The organism is Lacinutrix himadriensis (assembly GCF_001418105.1).
In the GTDB taxonomy this organism is placed as follows: Bacteria; Bacteroidota; Bacteroidia; order Flavobacteriales; family Flavobacteriaceae; genus Oceanihabitans; species Oceanihabitans himadriense.
Genome location: NZ_LIQI01000032.1, coordinates 169,633 through 191,349, shown reverse-complemented (window position 1 = coordinate 191,349; position 21,717 = coordinate 169,633). Strand labels below are relative to the sequence as shown.

Below are 21,717 nucleotides of genomic sequence, written 5' to 3'. Positions count from 1 at the left end.
AATGGAAGCGCAAAAAAACAAAATAGATCTAAACAAGGTCATTGATTCTGAGATTCAAAAGAACAAAAATAGTTTTCCTTTGGATGTATTTCCTAAGACAATGCAGAATTTAATTGAAAATGCCAATGAAACTGTAATGTTTAATAGGGAGTATTTTAGTGCTGGTATTCTTTCTGCTTGTGCAACAGCAATAGGAAATAGTTCTAAATTATTTAATGGTTCTTATTTTAGTAAGGCCATTTTTTGGTTGATAATTGTAGGTAGAAGTGGAATAGGAAAAACGCACCCTTTAGTGTTTGCAATGCAACCTATAGAATATAAAGATAAAATGGCATACAATGATTTTAAAAATGATCTTAAAGAGTTTGAAAATCAGGAAAACAAAACTAATAAGCCAAAATATAATAAACATATATTAAAGGATTTTACACCTGAAAAACTAGCTGAGACTTTACAAAATAATGAAAAAGGGGTAGCAATTTATAAAGATGAATTATTAGGTTGGATTAATAGTTTTGACCAATATAAAAAAGGTGGAGATCAGCAATTATATTTAGAACTTTTTAATGGAGGAATACTTACGGTAGATAGGGTGACAAAAGACTCAATTAGAGTAGAGGAAACTAATGTAAATATATTGGGAGGACTCCAACCTAAGTTATTGAAAAACCTTGGTAAAAACGGCAGAAACGATGATGGTTTTTTATCTAGGTTTCTATTTGTTTATCCTAAAGAAGTTAAACCTCGTCTCTTTACAGGTAAATCCATTGAAACTGTTCATGTAGATAATTATAAGAAGTTAATAGCTAATTTATATGATGCTCCAGCTCGAAATTTCAAAGTCTCGCAATCAGTAATTGAAATCTTTAAAAAGTGGCAACATGAGAAGAGTAAAGAATCTTTTAATGATGATCTAGAAATGTTAACACAATCGAAACTTGAATCTTACGTATGGAGATTAGCGTTGATTTTGGAGTGTATTAACCAAGCGGATAGAAATGAGTGTACTGAAGAGATTTCTGATAAGAGTATTAAAGATGCAATTAGATTAGTTGAATATTTTAGAATTAATGCCTTTAGAGTTTATGATGAAATGTTGGATAACAATCCGCTTAATCAACTTCCAATAAATAAACTAGATCTATATAAAGAATTACCAATCGAATTTAAACGTAAAGATGTGTTACCGTTATTTGAGAGATTTAAGATAAATGGAGGTTCTATAGATAGGTTTTTAAAATCAGAACTATTTTCTAATCCCAATTACGGATACTATAAAAAGAAATATACAACAGGAAACTAGGTAAAGTAGGTAAGCCTTGTTATTAACCGTTATAGAATATCGGTTTACGGTTTTCTAGTTTTCCAAACTTTCCGTTTTTCACCAGTAGTAAATGCAAAGTAAACCTTTCTATTATTGTTGTTTACCAAGTTTACCGAGTTTCCTTCAATTTCAAATAATTATGAATTTTAGATATAATTTTGATAAATCAAGTAATAAATATCTATGCCCAAAATGTAATAAACGATCGTTTGTAGGCTATATAGATTCAGAAACCAATCAACTAATGTCATTACGTTACGGTAAGTGTGATCGACAAAGTAAATGTGGTTTTATAGCAACTCCAAAAGGAAGTGTTATTAAGACTACAGAATATGTTTATAAAGAACCAAAAACTATTTCTTATCATAAATACAATTTGGTTTCTCAAAGCGGAAGAGGCTTTTCTGACAATAATTTTATTCAGTTTTTGAAAACCGTTTTTAATGAAGAAGATATAAAGAAAGTAATATTAAAATATCTTATAGGTACTTCTAAACATTGGAATGGAGCAACCGTTTTTTGGCAAATAGACAACAATGAAAAAGTTAGGCATGGTAAAGTGATGTTATATGATGTAAATACTGGAAAACGGAAGAAAAATAAAAATGGTAAAGCATTTATTACAAGTGTAAAGAGCTTGATAAAAGAAAAGAATTTTAATTTATGTCAATGTTTGTTTGGTTTACACTTAATTGCGGAATCAGATTCAAAAGAAGTTGCAATTGTTGAAAGCGAAAAAACGGCAATTATAATGAGTGTTTTTAAACCTGAATACATTTGGTTAGCAACTGGTTCTGTTAGTGGGTTTAAATATGAATATCTCAAACCAATACGAGACTATAAAATTATTGCATTCCCTGATAAAACAGAATATAATAATTGGCTTAATAAAGCTATAGACTTAAATGCTTTAGGTTTTGATATTGCAGTTAGTGATTGTATTGAAAAATTAGAATGTGAAAAAGGTACGGATTTGGCTGATATTTTTTTAGATAACATTGAAAACGTCCAACTAGTAGAAGAAAAAAATATTGAAAGTTCTGAAAAAAATATTGAGAATGAAATCATACAAACAAACACAGATCTAATAGTTTTAAAATTAGCAAAGCAAAATCATAACTTAATTAAATTAATAGATGTATTTGATTTAACGGATAAAAACGGTTTAAGTTTAAGAACGTAAGTAAATTTGATAAATTTTAAAGCCTAGGCATCCGTGAAAAACGTAAAATAAACGAGATAGTTGTTTTTATTAAGCGTGAAAAACGGTCATAAAACGGTTATAAACGGTTTTATCATTGAAAATCGTTAATCGATATTACTTTTTACGTTTCCATTGTTTTTTTACTGGCTTATTAGTTTTTATTGGTAACAAAAAAAGATGCTAGACAAAAATAATTTAGCCTTATATGTCTTATAAAAGTATACTGATTCAGTTGTTTAATATAAGTTAAAGAAACAACTAGAAACACTTTTAAGTTGTTTCAAACCTCCAATCTATCTCGTTTTTTGAACAAAAACGGTATAAAACCGTGAAGCACTACTTTGTATTACTAATTGCGGTTTTTGTGTTGTATACCGTTTTTTAGTGCTTGGAATATTAGAAAAGGGTATTAGTATTTAAAAGAATACGGTTTAATTTCTGTTGGTTAACCGTTTTTTTGCTTTCTAGTTATTGTAAATGGAAGAGGATTTTTAGTAAGACATTAAAATTTAAATTGTTGTTTACGGTTTTCCGTAATAGAGCAAAACAAGATTTTTTTATATTGTCAGCGCAATTAATTAATTGCCTAGTTAAAAATAATTTATACAGAAAAACTTAATGGCTTATTTATATAGCAGAACCCATATATAGCCTGTAAAGTAAACAAAATATTTTTTATGCATATATAGATAAGTTGGTAATATTTTAAATAAAGAATTATGAAAAAAATTAGAATTCTATTTTTATGTTTTTTTACAGCAATTAATTTTTCAAATGCGCAAACTAAAAAAGAAACTATTAAATGGCTAGACACCTACCCTAAATTACTTCAAGATAATGATAAATATTATAGTTATTCTGGCTTTTCTGGTTATCAATTAGATTTTTTTACATCAGAAAAAGATGGTGTTGCTAATTTAACTTGGATGGAGAAGTCGAATACAACTCCTCCGTATTACCAGCGTACTAATGTTGAGAAAATTTATAGAATTGTATTATTCCCAACTGAAAAATCTAATAAAAAATGGTATAAATTAAGATTGATTTGTGAAGAAGGAGTTTCAAATATCATGTTTATCTTTAAAAGTAAAGATTCTGCTTTAAGAGTTTATAAAGCCATAAAACATCTTACTACATTTTATGATACAGATATAGAGTTTGATGATCAAGTTAGCTTAGAAGATAAGTTTTAATAAAACTAGAAAAAATAAATAGCGTTTGGAAATAACGTTTCTATTTATAGGTTGCTTGCTGCTTGCTTACGAAATTCTCCTGGATTTTATATTTGGTTTGTATTTACTAAATTAGTTGCTGATATATGTAGCTAATCAAGTATGATTATGTTGCCAGTAATTTTTTTAAAAAAATACACTTATGAAACAATTTGTATTAATAACATTGATTTTTTTTGTTTTTGGCTGTAAACAAAATCCACCAGAGCCAACTGAATTATACAACAAGTATAGAAACAGTGTTGCATTAATTCAAAACTCATATTATTTTAAAACTACATTAGATAATGGATTTGAATTCTTTTATACAATTGAAAATAACAAACCTGTTTTCTTTGACGAAGAACACGAAGCTATTGAAAATGCAGGAATAAGTTATGGGACTGGATTTTTTATTTCAGAAAAAGGAGAGTTGGCAACTAATAGGCACGTAGTTTATCCGAACAAAGAAAATGAGTTAGTAGGAGAAGGAATAAACGATTATTTAAACGATTTACGATACAAAATAAAGAAAGCAATTAATGAAAAAGAAACAGAACAAAGTAAATTAATTGATGTTTGGAATGAATATTATGATTATTTAGATTATGATAAAAAAATAAAAATAAAAAATGAATACTCAGAGACGAACAATGATTTATTAGAATTTGAGCAATTATTAGAAAAACTCGATTTTAATCCAGATAATACAATTACAGAATTAAAGCGAGTTTTTCTAGGTATTGCATTTGATGATACTCACGTTACTTCTATAAACGATTTCAAAGAATGTGTCGCAATAAAAAAAGCAAGAGAAGAGGAAGTTGATTTAGCTATAATTCAACTTAAAGATAAAACAACGCCAACAAAGATAAAAAACACATTTTCTTTAAAAAATATAAACGGTTTTGAGCCTCTTAAACTTAACGATGCTGTTTACATGATTGGTTTTAATCATGGTATCTCTTTAGCAAATACAAGAAATGGAATTAAATCTCAATTTACTCAAGGAACAATAACACAAGACCCAGATAATAATAGGGTTTTATATTCAATACCAACATTGCCAGGTTCAAGTGGAAGTCCAATTATAGACAAATGGGGGAATTTAGTGGCCGTCAATTTTGCAAAAACTGGAGATTTTCAAGGTTTTAGTTTTGGAATTCCTTATTTAGCATTAACGAACTTATACAATGACCAATCTAACATTGTTACATCTGATTATAGTATATCAAATACTACAGCTGAGTCTAACAAAAATATAGTTAGCAATAATTATGAAAATATAATTCGAGAATTTTTGCGAGCAGAAGAACAAAGGGATTTTAACAAAATATATTCTTTCCTATCACCAAAGTTTAGTAGATATTATGACATAAATAAGCCTAATTATTCAAATTTAAAAAAGCGATATGAATATTTATGGGGTTTTGTTTCAAATTCGAGAAATTACATAAAATCTATTGAAAAGATTAATGAATACACTTATGATTTAAATACTAATTACAAGTATTATAATGAAAGAAAAAAGAAAGAATTTAGTGTTAATAGCACAGTTAGATTTTTATTTGATTCTAATGGTAAAGTTATTGAAACATATGGAATAGAATAAAAATCACTATTAATTACTTTTTCTGTGCTTCATACAAAGCTCTTTCAGGTTTTCTATTTAATTTGTATTTGTTTAATTAGAAAGAATAAATAAAAAGAGGTTGTTAAACATAAAGAACGAAACAAGAAATGCATTACAAACTGACAGAGGAAATTATAAAACTTAGTAATTCAGATATTTGGAAAAAAGCAAAACTTGAATGGGTTTTTGAATATGCATATTATAGCGAAGATCTAGAAAGATGTCTTTGCGGACATTATCCCATAAAAAATGTTTGTGTAATAAAAAACACTTTCAATAAAACCCAAACGGAAGTTGGAAATTGTTGCGTAAATAAATTTTTAGGAATAGAAGATGGAAATAAAATTTTCACATCAATTAAGAAACTTAAAATTGACAAATCCAAAAGTATGAGTCCTGAAGTTTTGGAGTATTTAAGAAAAAAGAAAGTGTTGTCGGACTTTGATTATACATTTTATTCTGACACTATTAGAAAAAGGAAATTGTCTGAAAAACAATTAGTAATTCGAGAAAGAATCAATCAGAAGTTAATTGACTTTACAAGTTATGAATCAAACTCTAATTTTACGAGAATAAATCTTGTTTTAAAATGGGCAGAAGATAATTCCTGGTTTGACAAAAGTTTTGTGAATTCTTTAAAATCTAGTTGTGAGAAAAAAGGAAAATTGTCTGAGAAACAAACTTTAGCATTAGAGAATATTATAAAAAAAATGAAAATTGAATAATACGTTTGGTAGTAATGTAAATATATTATTTTTAGTTTTTGCCTATTTATGTGAATCGTATCAGATTTTATTTTTGGTTTGTATTTGCTAATCAGTTACTAAAATACATAATGTAATCATACACAAAACGATTGTCATTAATTATTGGTAAAGTTGATACAATTAATGTTTTATAAAAATTATTGACATAATAAAATTCAATACCAAAAAAATGAACAAAACAATTATTTTAAAGAATATTCAAAAACGATTACCCGAAAATATAATCATACAAGACGAAACGCAATACGAATTCAATGATGATGAATATCTTTCTATTCTTTCGTGGATTAAATGTTTTAACAAACACTATGAAACTTATGGAATGAGTAAAGGGGTGTCTGTGCAATTTCCTATAATTTCAAAAAGAATTCGTCTCGATTTTGGTCTTTATAGGATTCCTTGTGAGTTGGAGTATAATAAAGGGAAACATATTATTTATATTTCTTCGAATGGAAAAAGAATGGATGGATCAATTGATACAAACATAACAACAACAAAATTAATAAGAGAATTTAATCTTTAGCCTTGTCTTAATACAAGGTGCTATTTATCTCAATAGGTTATTTTCTTTGAAAATTTACTTGCAAATATTCCCTATTACCACCAAAAAGAATTATATTTTTAACAACTTTAACTCTCAACGATTTAAAAATTGTAAAAGCAGTTTAATTAAGTTCCTTTTCTGGAACAAAATATCATAAAAACAATAAATGACAAGCAACAACCAAAGAGCCGAATTACAAAATCAAATTTGGAAAATAGCCAACGATGTACGTGGCTCTGTAGACGGATGGGATTTTAAACACTTTGTATTAGGTGCATTATTCTATCGCTTTATAAGTGAGAATTTCACAGAATACATTGAGGCTGGTGATGGAAGTGTTAATTATGCAAAACTATCAGATGATATAATCACACCTGAAATAAAAGACGATGCTATTAAAACAAAAGGATACTTTATCTATCCAAGTGAATTGTTTGTTAATGTAGTTGAAAATGCTAACGATAACGAAAACCTAAATACAGACCTAGCTGCAATATTTACAGCGATAGAAAGTTCTGCAAATGGGTATCCTTCAGAAGAAGATATAAAAGGCTTATTCGCAGATTTTGATACCACCAGTAACCGACTAGGTAATACCGTAGAAAACAAAAACGACAGATTAAGAGATGTTTTAAAAGGTGTAGATGGCTTAAAATTAGAAGGGGATTTTAAAAATAGTAAGATAGACTTCTTTGGCGATGCTTATGAGTTCCTAATTCATAAATACGCAGCCAATGCAGGAAAGTCTGGTGGTGAATTTTTTACACCAACAAACGTATCGCAATTGATTGCCCAATTAGCAATGCACAAGCAAGAAAAAATAAATAAAATTTATGACCCTGCAGCAGGTTCTGGCTCTTTACTCTTACAAGCTAAAAAGCACTTCGATAATCATATAATAGAAGAAGGTTTTTATGGGCAAGAAATTAACCATACAACCTATAACTTAGCACGTATGAATATGTTTTTACATAACGTAAACTACGATAAGTTTCATATAGTATTGGGTAATACATTAATGAATCCACAATTAAAGGATGAAAGACGAGGTTACGATGCCATAGTTTCTAATCCACCGTATTCAATAAAATGGAAAGGTAGTGACGACCCAACACTTATTAACGACGACCGTTTTGCACCTGCAGGCGTATTAGCACCAAAATCTAAAGCAGACTTTGCTTTTGTGTTACATGCGTTAAGTTATTTATCTCCTAAAGGTAGAGCTGCGTTGGTTTGTTTTCCTGGTATTTTTTACCGTGGTGGTGCAGAGCAAAAAATAAGAAAGTATTTAGTAGATAATAATTATGTAGAAACTATTATCAATTTAGCACCTAATTTATTTTACGGAACAACTATAGCGGTTACACTTTTAGTGTTATCAAAACACAAAACAGATACTAAAACACAATTTATTGATGCTACAGGTGAAAATTTCTTTAAAAAAGTAACCAATAACAATGAGATGACGGATGCTCACATTTCAAAAGTTATGGAAATGTTCGATACTAAAGAAGAAGTTGAATATGTAGCCACAACCATTGACAATACTAAGATTGCGAAAAACGATTATAACCTTTCTGTTAATAGTTATGTAGAACCTAAAGATACACGCGAAAAAGTAAATATTGAAGTATTGAATAAAGAGATAGCTACAACTGTAAAAAAGATAGATAAACTGCGTGCTGATATTGATAACATCGTAAAGGAGATAGAAGCATGAGTAAGTTAGATGTATTGTTAGAAGGTGTTGAAGTGGAATGGAAACCTTTAGAGAGTGTTTGTAGTGTTTTAAAAGGAAAGCAATTAAATAAAACTGAACTTACAGAATTAGGAGAATATCCTGCCTATAATGGTGGAACTAATTATTCTGGATTTACAAATAAATTTAATGTTGATAAAAATACGACCATAATAAGTCAAGGAGGTGCTTCGGCTGGTTTTGTTCAATTTATCAAAAGAAAATTTTGGGCAAATGCACATTGTTATTATTTGAAACCTGATATAGATGTAGTTGAAAATAAATATGTTTATTATTTTGTTAAAAATAAACAGAGTAACCTTATGAACTTTCAATTTGGAGCAGGAATACCTGCTTTAAAATCGGATGTAATTAAAAAACTTGAGATCCTAATCCCATGCCCAGATAACCCAGAGAAATCACTAAAAATCCAAAAAGAAATAGTTCGTATTTTAGATATCTTTACTGAATTTAGTAAAGAACTTAATAAAGAGCTTACTAAAGAACTTACAGTACGTAGAAAACAGTACTACTATTACCGTGAGCAATTACTAACTTTTGATGAAAGTGAGGTTAAAACTGAAATATTAGGTAGTCTAGCTGAAAATCTAGATTCAATGAGAAAACCAATCGCAAGCAGTTTAAGAGAACCTGGTAATATTCCTTATTATGGAGCATCAGGTATTGTAGATTATGTTAAAGATTATATTTATGATGGAGATTTTTTACTAATATCAGAAGATGGTGCAAATTTAATAGCAAGAAAAACACCCATTGCATTTAGCATAAGTGGTAAAAATTGGGTCAATAATCACGCTCATGTATTAAAATTCAATAGCTATGCTGAGCGTAGATTTGTAGAATATTATTTGAATAGTATAGATTTAACGCCTTATATTTCTGGGGCAGCTCAACCCAAACTGAATCAACGGAATTTAAGTGGTATTAAAATTCCAAACCCACCACTTTTATTAAAAGAAAAAATAGTATCAATTTTAGATAAATTCGATACCCTTACAACTTCGATTAGTGAAGGTTTACCAAAAGAAATAGACTTACGTAAAAAACAATACGAGTATTATAGAGAAAAGCTGTTAACTTTTCCTAACGATAATATAGAAGCATAATATGGGTAAGACTTTAGATGAAATTGCAGAAGAATTAAGAGGTGCTAATAAAAAAGTACAACTTATTTATGCCTTTAATGGTACAGGTAAAACACGATTATCTCGTAAATTTAGATTGTTAATAGACCCAAAAATTACGGAAGAGGGACAAGAAGAACAAGAAACATCAGGTATTAAAGTAATGTATTATAATGCTTTTACTGAAGACCTTTTTTATTGGGATAATGATTTAGATGCAGATACCGAAAGAAAGCTGATAATACGTCCTAATAATTTTACAGGTTTTGCTTTAAAATTTCTAAAAGACCAAGGATTAGATAATAATATCGTAAAAAATTTCCAACATTTCACAAGTGATTCTGTAACACCTTTTTTTAATGAAGAGTATACTACTCAAGATAAAAATGGAGATGATATTGTTATAAAAGCATATTCAGAAGTAACCTTTTCTGTAGCAAGTGGCGACGACCAAAGCGAGAATAATATTAAAATTTCTAAAGGAGAAGAAAGTAACTTTATTTGGTGTGTATATTATAGCTTAATAGAACAAGTAGTTGAGCTTTTAAATATTCCAGAACTTCAAGATAGAGCAACCGATATTTTTAATGATTTAGAGTATGTGTTTATTGATGATCCAATAAGCTCGCTGGATGAAAATCATTTAATTGAATTAGCAGTAAATTTAGCTGAATTGATAAAGAAGTCAAATGGTATAAAATTTATAATTTCTACACACAATCCACTTTTTTATAATGTTTTGTATAATGAGCTTGGTAGTAAAGTTTGCTATATGTTAAATAAACTTGAGGATGGTACTTTTGATTTAGCAGAAAAAAAAGGAGATTCGAATAAAAGTTTTTCTTATCATCTGTATCTAAAGGAGACAATTGAAGAAGCTATAAAAACAGAAAGTATTGAAAAATATCATTTTATGCTACTTCGCAATTTATATGAAAAGACTGCAAATTTTTTAGGATATAAAAAATGGTCAGACTTACTACCAGAGGATAGGCAATTATATTATAATAGAATAATTCAGTTTACTAGTCATTCAACCTTATCAAATGAAGCAGTCTCAGAACCATCTAATCCTGAAAAGCAAACTGTTAGGTTATTGCTTGAACATTTGGTTAATAGCAAATATTGGAAAGAAGAAATAGCAGTAGAATCAGTATCAGCCACAGAAGAAGCCTCAACAATAGCAACAGAAAATGAAGCAATATAAAACCATAGCAGAATCTAACAATTTTATTGTTTTAGATAAATACAAAAAGTTTTCAGAACTAAATGAAGCACCTACAAGCTATCAAACAGAGGCAGATTTAGAGAGAGAACTCGTAAAAGATTTAACAAATCAAGGTTATGAGTATGTAAAAAGCTTAACTACACCAACAGCAATGTTGACCAATGTACGTGTACAATTGCAAAGTCTAAACGATATGCAATTTACAGACAAAGAATGGGTGCGTTTTGTAGAAGAATATTTAGACAAACCAAGTGATAACTTAGTAGATAAAACAAGAAAGTTACACGATAATTATATCTATGATTTTGTGTTTGATGATGGGCATATTCAAAATATATATTTGGTAGATAAAAAGAATGTAGTACGTAATAAAGTACAAGTAATTTCTCAATTCGAGCAAAAAGGCACAAATGCAAATCGTTACGATGTTACCATATTAGTAAACGGTTTACCTTTAGTACAAATAGAACTTAAAAAACGTGGTGTAGCTATTCGTGAAGCTTTTAATCAAGTACATCGCTATACCAAAGAAAGTTTTAATACGGATAATTCATTATTTAAATACTTACAAATATTTGTGATTTCTAATGGTACAGACAGTCGTTATTTTGCAAATACAGTACAACGTAATAAAAATAGTTTCGATTTTACAATGAATTGGGCAAAGGCTGATAATTCATTAATTAAAGATTTAAAAGACTTTACTTCCACTTTTTTTGATAAACATACATTATTAAACGTATTACTTACCTATTCGGTATTTGATGTAAGTGATGTATTGCTGGTAATGCGTCCATATCAAATTGCAGCAACAGAACGAATTTTATGGAAAATACAAAGCGCTTTTAATGCTAAAAATTGGGCAACAACAAAAAGTGGTGGTTTTATTTGGCATACTACAGGTTCTGGTAAAACGTTAACCAGTTTTAAGGCAGCACGTTTAGCAACAAAATTAGATTTTGTAGATAAAGTATTTTTTGTGGTAGATAGAAAAGATTTAGATTTTCAAACCATGAAAGAGTACCAACGCTTTTCGCCAGATAGTGTAAACGGTTCAGATAGTACAGCGGGATTAAAAAGAAACATAGATAAAAGCGATAATAAGATTATTGTTACCACCATTCAGAAGCTGAATAACTTAATGAAAGGTGAAAGTGACTTAGATATTTATCAAAAGCAAGTCGTCTTTATTTTTGATGAAGCACATCGCTCACAATTTGGTGAAGCGCAAAAGAACTTAAAAAAGAAGTTTAAAAAATACTATCAATTTGGTTTTACAGGAACACCAATTTTTGGTGATGACATTGTAGATGGTAAAATGATTCGTAAAGGTAATGCACTTGGTTCGCAGACTACCCAAAGCGTATTTGGTACAGAATTACATTCTTATGTTATTACAGATGCTATTAGAGATGAGAAAGTACTAAAGTTTAAGGTTGATTATAACGATGTACGTCCTAAATTTAAAGGTATAGAATCCGAACAAGATTTAAAAAAATTAACGGGAGCAGAAAACAAAAAAGCCTTATTACATCCAGTACGTATTAAAGAGATTTCGCAATACGTTTTACAACATTTTAGACAAAAAACACACCGTATAAAAGGGACTAATAACGGTTTTAATGCCATGTTTGCAGTAAGTAGTGTAGATGCAGCAAAGTGTTATTATGAAGAATTAAATAAGCTTCAAAAAGATAGTGATAAGCTATTAAAAATTGCAACTATTTTTTCTTTTGCAGCAAATGAAGAGCAAGGAGCAATTGGAGAAATAGAGGACGAAACCTTTGAGCCTACTGCAATGGATGTAAGTGCTAAAGAGTTTTTATCAAAAGCTATTGATGATTATAACAAGGCTTTTAAAATGAATTATGGTATTGATAGCAAAGGCTTTCAAGACTATTACCGTGACCTTGCAAAACGAGTAAAAAACAAAGAGGTAGACTTACTAATTGTTGTTGGTATGTTTCTAACAGGTTTTGATGCTCCTACTTTAAATACCTTATTTGTAGATAAAAATTTACGCTATCATGGTTTAATGCAAGCCTTTTCGCGTACCAATCGTATTTACGATGCCACTAAGACTTTTGGAAACATTGTAACCTTTAGAAATTTAGAGCAAGCAACCATTGATGCTATTACACTATTTGGAGATAGCAGTACTAAAAATGTAGTATTAGAGAAAAGCTATAAAGAATACTTAGAGGGCTTTACGGATATTGCAACAGGTAATGCACGTAGAGGGTATATTGAAGTGGTAGAAGAATTAAAAGAAAAATTCCCAAATCCTGATGAAATAGAAACAGAAAAGGATAAAAAAGAATTTTCTAAACTGTTTGGTGAATACTTACGAGTAGAAAACATATTGCAAAATTATGATGAGTTTAATCATTTAAAAGAATTGCAAAGCATTGATAAAACAAATGAAGAAGCAATAGAAGAATTTAAAGAAGTAAACTTTTTAACGGACGATGATATTGCGAGTATGCAAAGTATTGAAGTACCTGCAGAAAGAACAATACAAGACTATCGCTCTACTTATAATGATATTCGAGATTGGTTAAGAAGAGAGAAAAAAGGAAATGAAGCAGAAGAATCAGATATTGATTGGGATGATGTAGTATTTGAAGTGGATTTATTAAAATCGCAGGAAATAAACTTAGACTATATTTTAGAGTTAATATTTGATAGTAATAAGAAAACAAAGAGTAAAGAAGATTTAGTAGAAGAAATAAGACGTGTAATTCGTGCAAGTTTAGGTAATAGAGCTAAAGAAACTTTAGTAATCGACTTTATCAATGAAACAGATTTAGATAGTATAAAAGAAAAAGCGACTATTATAGATGATTTTTATGCGTATGCAAAAGTAAAACAGAAAAAAGAAGCATCAGTATTAATAAAGGAAGAGAACTTAAATGAAGAAGCAGCAAAACGTTATATTTTAGCGTCTTTAAAGCGTGAGTATGCAAGTGAAAACGGTATGGAACTAAATTCTATTTTGCCTAAATTGAGTCCTTTAAACCCTCAATATCACACTAAAAAACAAAGTGTTTTTCAAAAGATTGTTGCGTTTGTAGAGAAGTTTAAAAATATTAGTTACGAATTATAATAGTAATAAATAAATTTTATGCATTTATATAACTTAAAATCAAAAGAATCTATTAGTATTTTAAATGAGAAACCATTTAAATTGATGCCTTTTACAGTAAAGCAAACAGAGTCGATATAGTTATTTGGGAATTAAGTCAAATAGAGGCAAAGTACTTAATATAGTCTTGAAAACACGTGTTTCGGAGCTCTTAATAAGTGATCCTAAAGCAATTTAACTTAACTTTTTTTAAGATAATAATAACTGTTTTTCTTTGTCAATTCGTTTTAAAATGGTTATTTTGCATACTCTAATTTAAACCTTATAAAATATAATTCTTGTAATATGGCAAGATTATTGTAATGTTTTAATGGAGTTATAACTAAAGAAAATGGATAAGAAGAGTATAGACAAATTTTTTGAGTCTTATTCAAAAGATGTCTTAAAAAGTAAATGGGAAAAATACGATAAGTATTCAGAAAATAAAAATTCCGTTACAGTTAGCGAATTGTTAAATGTTTGGGATTTTCATTATGAAAATACATTCGTATTTAAAGAACCAAATTCAGATGATATTGGTTTTATCCAAAAGATAGATATTACAGAGTCCGAAATTACATTCGGACTTTTTTTATACCTTTATCCTATTAAAAATATAATAAATAAAAATAATGAATCAAGCAAGTTTCAAATTTATCAACTACAAAGTTGTTAATTTTAGTTTTAATTCAGATAATATTAAAGGTGAAGATATTTCAATAAAGCTTGATCCAAGTGGTGTTTATTCTGTTAATGATAAAACCTTCACATTGAGTTTTAATTTTTATGCTTTTAATAAACAAGAATCTCATAACGAACATTTTGTTTATTGCGAAATGCAGGCAGATTTTAAGTTTTCGGATGACGTAATTAATTTAGAATCTATACCTAACTATTTTTATCCAAATTGTATAGCAATAGTATTTCCTTATTTACGCTCTTTCATTTCAAGTCTTACGATTCAAGCAAATTTAAAGCCTATTATATTACCAACAATGAATTTAACTTCATTAAGTAATCCTTTACAACAAAATACAACTCAGAGATAATATTTTAGAATGCCTGAAACACAATTTATTTTATATCAGACTCTAGAAGATCAAGGTAATTATTTGGACAATGAGATGGAAGGTCCTTATGATTGCAAATGGGATAATACTTGGTTAGGTAAAGGTTTTTATTATTGGTATCATCATATAGATGTCGCTAAGTGGTGGGGGCAACAAAGATATGGAGAAGGTAATTATGTTATATTTAAAAGTGTTTGTACTGATTTGTCAAAATGTTGGGATTTACATACAGGTCCAGGCCAAGAGAATTTCCTTTATTGGTTGACTAAAATGGATGATAAAGATTTATTAGAAAAAGATACAACCGTCGCTCAAGTTATAGAATTTATAAAAGGTGAATACAGTGATTTTAATTACGAGGGAATTAGAATATTAGGTATAGATTCTATATCTCAAACAGCGGTAAGAAATATGAATTTACAAAGATTGAAATTTGAGACACCTAATTTTCAGCGTGACGCTAAAAAGCAAAGATTTAAAGCTTATTTTGACCTTACTCATCCAGTGCAGGTTTGTTTGTTCAAACACGATTCATTAGGGCGTAAAGATTATAAAGTTGTTTTCCCATTTGAATATTGTGAAGATTATCGTATTGATGATTATTTAATATAATTCCCCATAATCCAAAACCCAGTTTTTTCGCACCTCAAAATCCTCTGTCTTTTACTGCATAATTATTTGATTAGCGGCTAACTAGTCTTATTCAAGATTAGTTTAGGTGTTAAAAATAACAAAATGATATAATGGTTAAACCTACTTTAAAACTATACTTATTCAATATTATAAACTTATTATTGGTTTGTTTTATAATTCAATTACTGTTTACAATAGTTTTTAATTCCCCAAATGATAATGCAGATTTTACTGGAATAAATATTTGGCTAATTCTAGTGCTGATACTGACCTATGTGATTTGTAAATCATTGAAAAATAGCACTGAAAAGTTTTTATTGTATTTTGTTGTTTGCCTACTACCATTATTCATTGTAAGTAGGTATTATACTTTATTTGATTTTGTTAATCCTGAATATTATGGTTTTGACAATGTGTTGTATGATTATTTGCCAAGTGAATTGGATTTTGATATTAGAAAATTTATTTTCTGGCAAACAGGAGTTTCAAGCGGATTTAATTATTCAATAGAGAGTACTAACTTTCTTGTTACATTTTTTACAGTTCCTCCAGTTGCTTTATTTGAGTGCTTAATAAAAGCTATATTCCCAAACATTTTTATAGTTCTTCTTTTACAACTACCTATTGTGTTAGTTAAGAAAAATATTATTGATTGGAAAAAAGAACAATAAAGACTTTATATTTTATTCTTAAGTTCTAAATAGGATGATTTTTATCCATTTGGAATACGAGATTATATCTGGTCGCTTTGGTTTATTGTTTTATAGAAGTATTAAAAAACATCTCTTTCTTTGTGTTCTTTAAAATGTTGAATTTAAAAACACCCTAATCCTGATTAAATACTTGGTTATTAAGTAGTTGAATAAAATTTGTATCTTGTAGGATACCTTTAAGGTAAATTTCATTATATAATTTAACTCTTTATTTAAACATTATGTCAAATTCAAAACTCGAGTTGACCAATAACACTTTAGCATTAGCTGATGTGTTCAGTGGTTATTGTAAATACACATATCAAGAAGAAAGCCTAAAATGTAAAATAATGATGGTTTTTTCTAAAATGACTTGTGCGAAAGTTATAGGAACAAACCTATTAAAAAATAAAACACTTTATTTTAATACTAAGAACGATTTTAGGATTGTTTTTTTTGCAAGATTGCTATTTATGCTATTTGCTGTTCAATTTTCATATTGTCAAGTAGATATTTTAAATCCGACGACATCTATGGAATATGCTAGTCACTTTTTGGGTGAAAAAATCGATGTTTTTTCTGTTGAGGCGAATTCCGCTCATGTACATAAAGTTGAATATAATAATAACGATCTACATCAATTTCAACTTGTTAGTGTTTTTCCATTAACGGAAGGAGGAAGAGTAACTTATCAAACTGATGTAATAAGGACTAGCGAATCTCCGTTTGTTCATAGGAGGTTAGCGGTAATTAATAAGTCAGATTTTTCGGTAGCGTTTAAGTTAAATATAAAAAAGCTATCGATTAAAGAATTCGAACATACAGAGGTGTTAAATGAATCAAGTTCTGTCGCTGCAAGAGGAACGCTTGGTTTTCATTTTGAAAGAACAGATAAGCATGCGTATTATTTAGTAAGTATTTATCCTACACGCACTAATGCTAGATTAATGTTTGAATGGGATAATGTTAAAGATCCTGGTTCATCAGGATTTATAAGAAGGCTAAATGTTATCAATAAATCTAATTTTATTGGTGAGTTTGAAATTAAAGTTATAAAAATAGATGCAGAAACTGCAGCAAACATAGGATTTAAAAAAACGGGTTTACTAAAATCAGAAAAGCTCAATAAAACTAGTACAGTAAAAGCAAATAGTCAACATGGTTTTCACTTTGAGCGAACAAATAAACATGCTTTTTATTTAACTAGCCTATATCCACTTACAGAAAATGGTAGACTAACCTATGAGTGGGATAATGTTCGAGATCCAGGTAGTTCAGGATTTATAAGAAGATTAAATGTAATTAATAAGTCAAACAAGCCAGTTGAGTTTAAAGTAAGAGTATCAGAGGTGAAGCCAGTAAAAGGTGTTTTAGACCAATTTTCTGGAAATTCACAGGTTAATGAAGTTAAAAAGCTACTGATGGCTCTAACAATTCATCAGACGTAACAGTGACTAAAAAACAAATGGCTGACGATGATATTAGTTTTCAATGTGTGAATGCGGGGAATAAAATGAATAAAACATGTCAACGAAATCAAGCTGCAACTGCTTGTGCTCAAATGTCTTGTCAATTAGGTAAAGAAATGGACATAGGAAAAAGGTTTTCTATGCAGGAACAATATGATGCAGCAATGTGCTCAGAGTTTGAAACAACTTGTGGCTTTGATGGTTCAGGAGGCGGAAGTGGTGGAAACAACGGTGGTGGTAGTGGTGGTAATTCGGTTAGTTGTTCTTGGTATTCTCTTGGTTGTAGAATAGTACATACAGGAAATGATAATTGGTGGTTTTGACATAAGTTTTTCTTTGTGGTAAACCATTTTTAAGTCCAAGTATTCCTTACTGTATGTCTTTGTATTATTTCATTAACTTTCATTTTAAAATAACTTAATATGTATGATCAAATGATAACAAAGACAATACAAATTCAAGAAATTACGGTAGATGAATTAGCAGACAAAGTAGCAGACAAATTATTAATCAAAATAAAACACTATTTAGATGATTTGTATACTAATGAAAGCGATGTGTATCTAACAAGACAAGAAACAGCAGATTTTTTAAAAGTAGATTTGTCAACACTTTGGAATTGGTCTAATAAGGGTAAATTAAAAAGCTATGGTATTGGTAGTAGGAGATATTACAACAAGCAAGAAATAATAGCCATTTTAAAGAAGAATCAACTAAAATGATATTGGTTTAATAGTCGGGGAGCTATAAAGAACATGAATAGCAACATTATTAATTCTTGATAATTCTGCAAATTTTCTGCAAATGATGAAAACAAAAAAGCTCCCAATCTCTTGGAAGCTTTATTATCAGTAGTGACCTCGGCTGGATTCAAACCAGCAACCTCTTGAGCCGTAATCAAGTGCGCTATTCAGTTGCGCCACGAGGCCTTTTTTGTGGGTGCAAATATATTTCTTTTTAATAGAAACACAAAGCAAACTTAAATTTTTATTTAATTTTTTTTACGAGTAATATTATACACAGATAAAAGTCGGAGTTTATATGACATTTAAAGAGAAAGCGTACAAATTCAATTGCTTGAAAGCGTATAAGTTGTGAGGTCTTTTAAGTTTTTTTAATAGGAAGCTGAAAAAGTGTAATTAATCTAAAGCGTTTTTGGTCACATAAAGTTTCCAACCAAAAATAGCCATTTGTAGTTTTGAGGCTTTGCTTAAGTCCAATCGCTGTTTCGTGAAACTAGGTAATATGGTTTTATTAAGCTTTGCTAATATTTTAAACGCTTTCTTTTTCATTGTTAAAAAGGATGTATTCCTATAGGACAAAATTATTGCTTTAAATAGACGTAGCCAAATATTCCTTTTTTATAAAAGAGTAAAACTTATTCTAGACTAAGTTTTACTTGGTTATTTGCTACAGCATAGAAATAATAAGTTCAATTAAAGTGGTTACAAGTGTCATCATAATTTAAGGGTTATTGGTTAATAAAGCGTTTCGTTTTTCTAATGTTTTTTCAATATATATGTTTTTAAAAGCATGTTCCAAATGTTTTAATCAAAAACAATGAAGTTGCGTATGGTATTATAACTAAAAATAAGGTTTGTGTTATTAATTGTAATCTTGTTTTCTTGAATTGTGTTATAATATGTAATTAAATTATTTTTTTTAGTATGTAATTGTAATTTTTGAAGAGGCTTTTTAGTTGCATTTTGTAAACTGAAGGCTTTCTATTATCAAAACAAATGGTATTTATCCGTTTTCATCTTTTTTTATTATTTCTTACGACTTAAAAGGGCATCTTTATTCTGTGTAGATTTTTTTCTATAAGTGTTAAAGTTATGCATTTCCTGAGGCTAAAATCTACTTAAACCCAATTGGATACGTACTTTTACAAAAAATTCCCGCCTAATGAAAAAGTATTACATCTTATTGATATGTTTAGTCATATATCAATTTTCCTTCAGTCAAATTGTTATCAATGAAGTCGATTGCGACACACCAAGTACAGACGACAAAGAGTTTATAGAACTTAAGTCAGATACACCCAATTTTCCACTAGATGGTTATGTATTAGTTTTATTTAATGGTAATGGAGATGATAGCTATTTTGCTTTAGATCTAGATGGTTATCAAACAGACCCAAACGGTTTGTTTTTAATCGGTAGTACTACAGTGGAACCTTTTCCGCAATTACTTATTTCAATAAACACCATTCAAAATGGAGCAGATGCAGTTGCTATTTATTTAGGAAATGATTCCGATTTTCCAGATGAAACACCTGTTACACAAACCAATCTAATAGATGCTTTGGTTTATGATACTTCCGATTCGGATGATACAGAACTAATGGCTGCCTTAGGAGTTACAGAACAAATAAATGAAGGGTCAGGTAACAATACAAACTCCATACAACTTCTTCAAGATGGTTCGTATATATCTACAACACCAACGCCAAGAGCGGTTAATGATGGAGTAGGTATAGCTGTTACTGCAATTAGCATGTATACAAGTCAAACCATATATAATGAAGGAGACACGTTTGATATTGTTTTTTCTACGGAAGAAAACGTAACTGAAAATTTGACTTTTAGTTTTACATTAAATAATTACGGGTTTAATGCTACCGATTTTACAGGAGATACAGCCGTAACTATTCCTAATGGATCTAATACGGTAACAACAACGATAACTATTATAAACGATACTTTAGATGAAGGTGATGAAGAACCAATAGTGAAGTTTGCTAGTTTAGATTGGCCATACATTGCAAACAATAACTTTTTAGAACTAAGAGCTGTTGATGATGATTATACCATGGCTAATTTTGGAACACCTTCCAATCAATTTGATCCATTTTTAAGAAACGTTACCAGCACACAACCTGCAGGATATTATGATAGCTTACATGGTTTGCAAGATGAAGAATTACGTCAAGCATTACAAGATATTATTGCTGAAGAAGGTGTGGTAAGAGCTCAAACGTATACAGATGTAATTGATATTTTAAGAGAAGCAGATCAAAACCCAGAACATAGTAACGAAGTTTGGTTGTTGTATACAGAACAAGGTAGATCTAAGTTAGATAATCATACAGGAGGTAGTAGTACAGGTTTGTGGAATAGAGAACATACCTACCCACAATCTCGTGGTACTTTTGGATCTAGAGATGGAGATGATATTGCAGACGGAAAGGAAATATATTGGAACACAACAGCAGACTCCCTTCGTCATGGTTATTCAGATGCGCACGCATTAAGAGCGGCAGATGGACCAGAAAATAGCTCCCGTAACAATAAAAATTATGGAGACCCACTTTTAGGTGGATATAATGGACCGGATAATACCGCGGGAAGTTTTTACGGTGACGTGGCTAGAAGTGTTTTTTATATGGCAGTTAGATATAATGGGTTAGAACTTGTTAATGGCTATCCAGTTGATGAGGATGCAAACGACGGAACACTTGGTGATTTAGCAACCTTACTAGAATGGCATAGAAATGATCCACCAGATGATTATGAAATGAACAGAAACAATATAGTCTATACCTGGCAGTTTAATAGAAATCCATTTATTGATCAACCAGATTTAGTAGAATACATTTGGGGAGATCAAGTAGCTCCAGATGTAATTTGGGATCAAGGATTGAGTATTGCAGAAGCGAATGAACTCCAGGTGCAAGTATATCCTAATCCTGCAAAAGATGTCGTTTATATTAACGGACTTTTAAATAAAGCTACAGTGGAAGTTTTCTCTGTGGAAGGACGAAAATTAGAAAACTATACGATTACCGGTAATTCCGTTTTAAATACCAGCCTTTCTAGCGGTATGTATTTGTTTAAAATTACTTCGGAAGGTAAGCAACGATCAAGAAAATAGTGATCCAATAAAAAGTATCACATTAAAAAAAAATCGCAAACAGAACGTTTGCGATTTTTTTT

The 21,717-nt window shown here is 29.5% G+C and carries 19 protein-coding genes and 1 tRNA gene; 18 read left to right on the top strand and 2 right to left on the bottom strand.

Annotation, left to right across the window (positions count from 1 at the left end; all coding sequences use genetic code 11):
• Position 1 precedes the first annotated feature (1 nt).
• The 17 genes from AMD28_RS18050 to AMD28_RS17970 all read left to right on the top strand — a co-directional run bounded on the left by AMD28_RS18050 (position 2) and on the right by AMD28_RS17970 (position 18,504).
• Positions 2-1,303, top strand: a complete 1,302-nt coding sequence (locus AMD28_RS18050) for a DUF3987 domain-containing protein (protein WP_055445536.1) — start codon at positions 2-4, stop codon at positions 1,301-1,303.
• A gap of 160 nt (positions 1,304-1,463) precedes the next feature.
• Complete coding sequence (locus tag AMD28_RS18045) at positions 1,464-2,507, top strand: DUF6371 domain-containing protein (protein WP_161804653.1); 1,044 nt, start codon at positions 1,464-1,466, stop codon at positions 2,505-2,507.
• 740 nt (positions 2,508-3,247) lie between these two features.
• Positions 3,248-3,721: a hypothetical protein gene (locus AMD28_RS18040; protein ID WP_055445534.1), complete on the top strand. Its 474-nt coding sequence runs from the start codon at positions 3,248-3,250 to the stop codon at positions 3,719-3,721.
• 181 nt (positions 3,722-3,902) lie between these two features.
• The gene (locus AMD28_RS18035; protein WP_055445533.1) at positions 3,903-5,351 is read left to right on the top strand and encodes a S1 family peptidase; all 1,449 of its coding nucleotides are present in this window, start codon (positions 3,903-3,905) and stop codon (positions 5,349-5,351) included.
• A gap of 128 nt (positions 5,352-5,479) precedes the next feature.
• Positions 5,480-6,097: a hypothetical protein gene (locus tag AMD28_RS18030; protein ID WP_055445532.1), complete on the top strand. Its 618-nt coding sequence runs from the start codon at positions 5,480-5,482 to the stop codon at positions 6,095-6,097.
• 211 nt (positions 6,098-6,308) lie between these two features.
• The gene (locus AMD28_RS18025; RefSeq protein WP_055445531.1) at positions 6,309-6,662 is read left to right on the top strand and encodes a hypothetical protein; all 354 of its coding nucleotides are present in this window, start codon (positions 6,309-6,311) and stop codon (positions 6,660-6,662) included.
• Positions 6,663-6,849: 187 nt separating this feature from the next.
• Entirely contained in the window at positions 6,850-8,403 is a 1,554-nt protein-coding gene (locus tag AMD28_RS18020; protein WP_055445530.1) for a type I restriction-modification system subunit M, read from the top strand.
• Entirely contained in the window at positions 8,400-9,548 is a 1,149-nt protein-coding gene (locus AMD28_RS18015; RefSeq protein ID WP_055445529.1) for a restriction endonuclease subunit S, read from the top strand. Before AMD28_RS18020 ends, AMD28_RS18015 begins: the two co-directional genes overlap by 4 nt.
• Before the next feature lies 1 nt (position 9,549).
• Positions 9,550-10,773 (top strand): AAA family ATPase, encoded by a 1,224-nt coding sequence (locus tag AMD28_RS18010; RefSeq protein WP_055445528.1) that lies wholly within the window; start codon positions 9,550-9,552, stop codon positions 10,771-10,773.
• On the top strand, positions 10,760-13,900 hold the full coding sequence (locus AMD28_RS18005; RefSeq protein WP_055445527.1) for a type I restriction endonuclease subunit R: 3,141 nt from the start codon (positions 10,760-10,762) through the stop codon (positions 13,898-13,900). Before AMD28_RS18010 ends, AMD28_RS18005 begins: the two co-directional genes overlap by 14 nt.
• A gap of 370 nt (positions 13,901-14,270) precedes the next feature.
• A complete protein-coding gene (locus AMD28_RS18000; RefSeq protein WP_055445526.1) occupies positions 14,271-14,594 on the top strand; it encodes a hypothetical protein in 324 nt (107 codons plus the stop codon).
• Positions 14,551-14,967 carry a protein-export chaperone SecB gene (locus tag AMD28_RS17995; RefSeq protein WP_055445525.1) on the top strand — a complete coding sequence of 139 codons (417 nt, stop codon included), beginning with the start codon at positions 14,551-14,553 and terminating at the stop codon, positions 14,965-14,967. Before AMD28_RS18000 ends, AMD28_RS17995 begins: the two co-directional genes overlap by 44 nt.
• 9 nt (positions 14,968-14,976) lie before the next feature.
• Positions 14,977-15,600 carry a hypothetical protein gene (locus AMD28_RS17990; protein ID WP_055445524.1) on the top strand — a complete coding sequence of 208 codons (624 nt, stop codon included), beginning with the start codon at positions 14,977-14,979 and terminating at the stop codon, positions 15,598-15,600.
• A 131-nt stretch (positions 15,601-15,731) separates the two neighbouring features.
• Positions 15,732-16,292, top strand: coding sequence for a hypothetical protein (locus tag AMD28_RS17985; protein ID WP_055445523.1), 561 nt, complete (start codon positions 15,732-15,734; stop codon positions 16,290-16,292).
• 263 nt (positions 16,293-16,555) lie between these two features.
• Complete coding sequence (locus AMD28_RS17980) at positions 16,556-17,761, top strand: hypothetical protein (protein WP_055445522.1); 1,206 nt, start codon at positions 16,556-16,558, stop codon at positions 17,759-17,761.
• A gap of 17 nt (positions 17,762-17,778) precedes the next feature.
• On the top strand, positions 17,779-18,105 hold the full coding sequence (locus AMD28_RS17975) for a hypothetical protein (protein WP_152975648.1): 327 nt from the start codon (positions 17,779-17,781) through the stop codon (positions 18,103-18,105).
• A gap of 111 nt (positions 18,106-18,216) precedes the next feature.
• A complete protein-coding gene (locus AMD28_RS17970; protein WP_161804652.1) occupies positions 18,217-18,504 on the top strand; it encodes a helix-turn-helix domain-containing protein in 288 nt (95 codons plus the stop codon).
• A gap of 133 nt (positions 18,505-18,637) precedes the next feature.
• Here AMD28_RS17970 and AMD28_RS17965 read toward each other — a convergent pair.
• Together AMD28_RS17965 and AMD28_RS17960 are read right to left on the bottom strand one after the other, a co-directional pair.
• Positions 18,638-18,711 (bottom strand) — tRNA-Arg (locus AMD28_RS17965).
• 210 nt (positions 18,712-18,921) lie between these two features.
• Complete coding sequence (locus tag AMD28_RS17960) at positions 18,922-19,074, bottom strand: hypothetical protein (protein WP_055445519.1); 153 nt, start codon at positions 19,072-19,074, stop codon at positions 18,922-18,924.
• Positions 19,075-19,687: 613 nt separating this feature from the next.
• Here AMD28_RS17960 and AMD28_RS17955 point away from each other — a divergent pair.
• Entirely contained in the window at positions 19,688-21,655 is a 1,968-nt protein-coding gene (locus AMD28_RS17955; RefSeq protein ID WP_055445518.1) for an endonuclease, read from the top strand.
• Positions 21,656-21,717 lie beyond the last annotated feature (62 nt).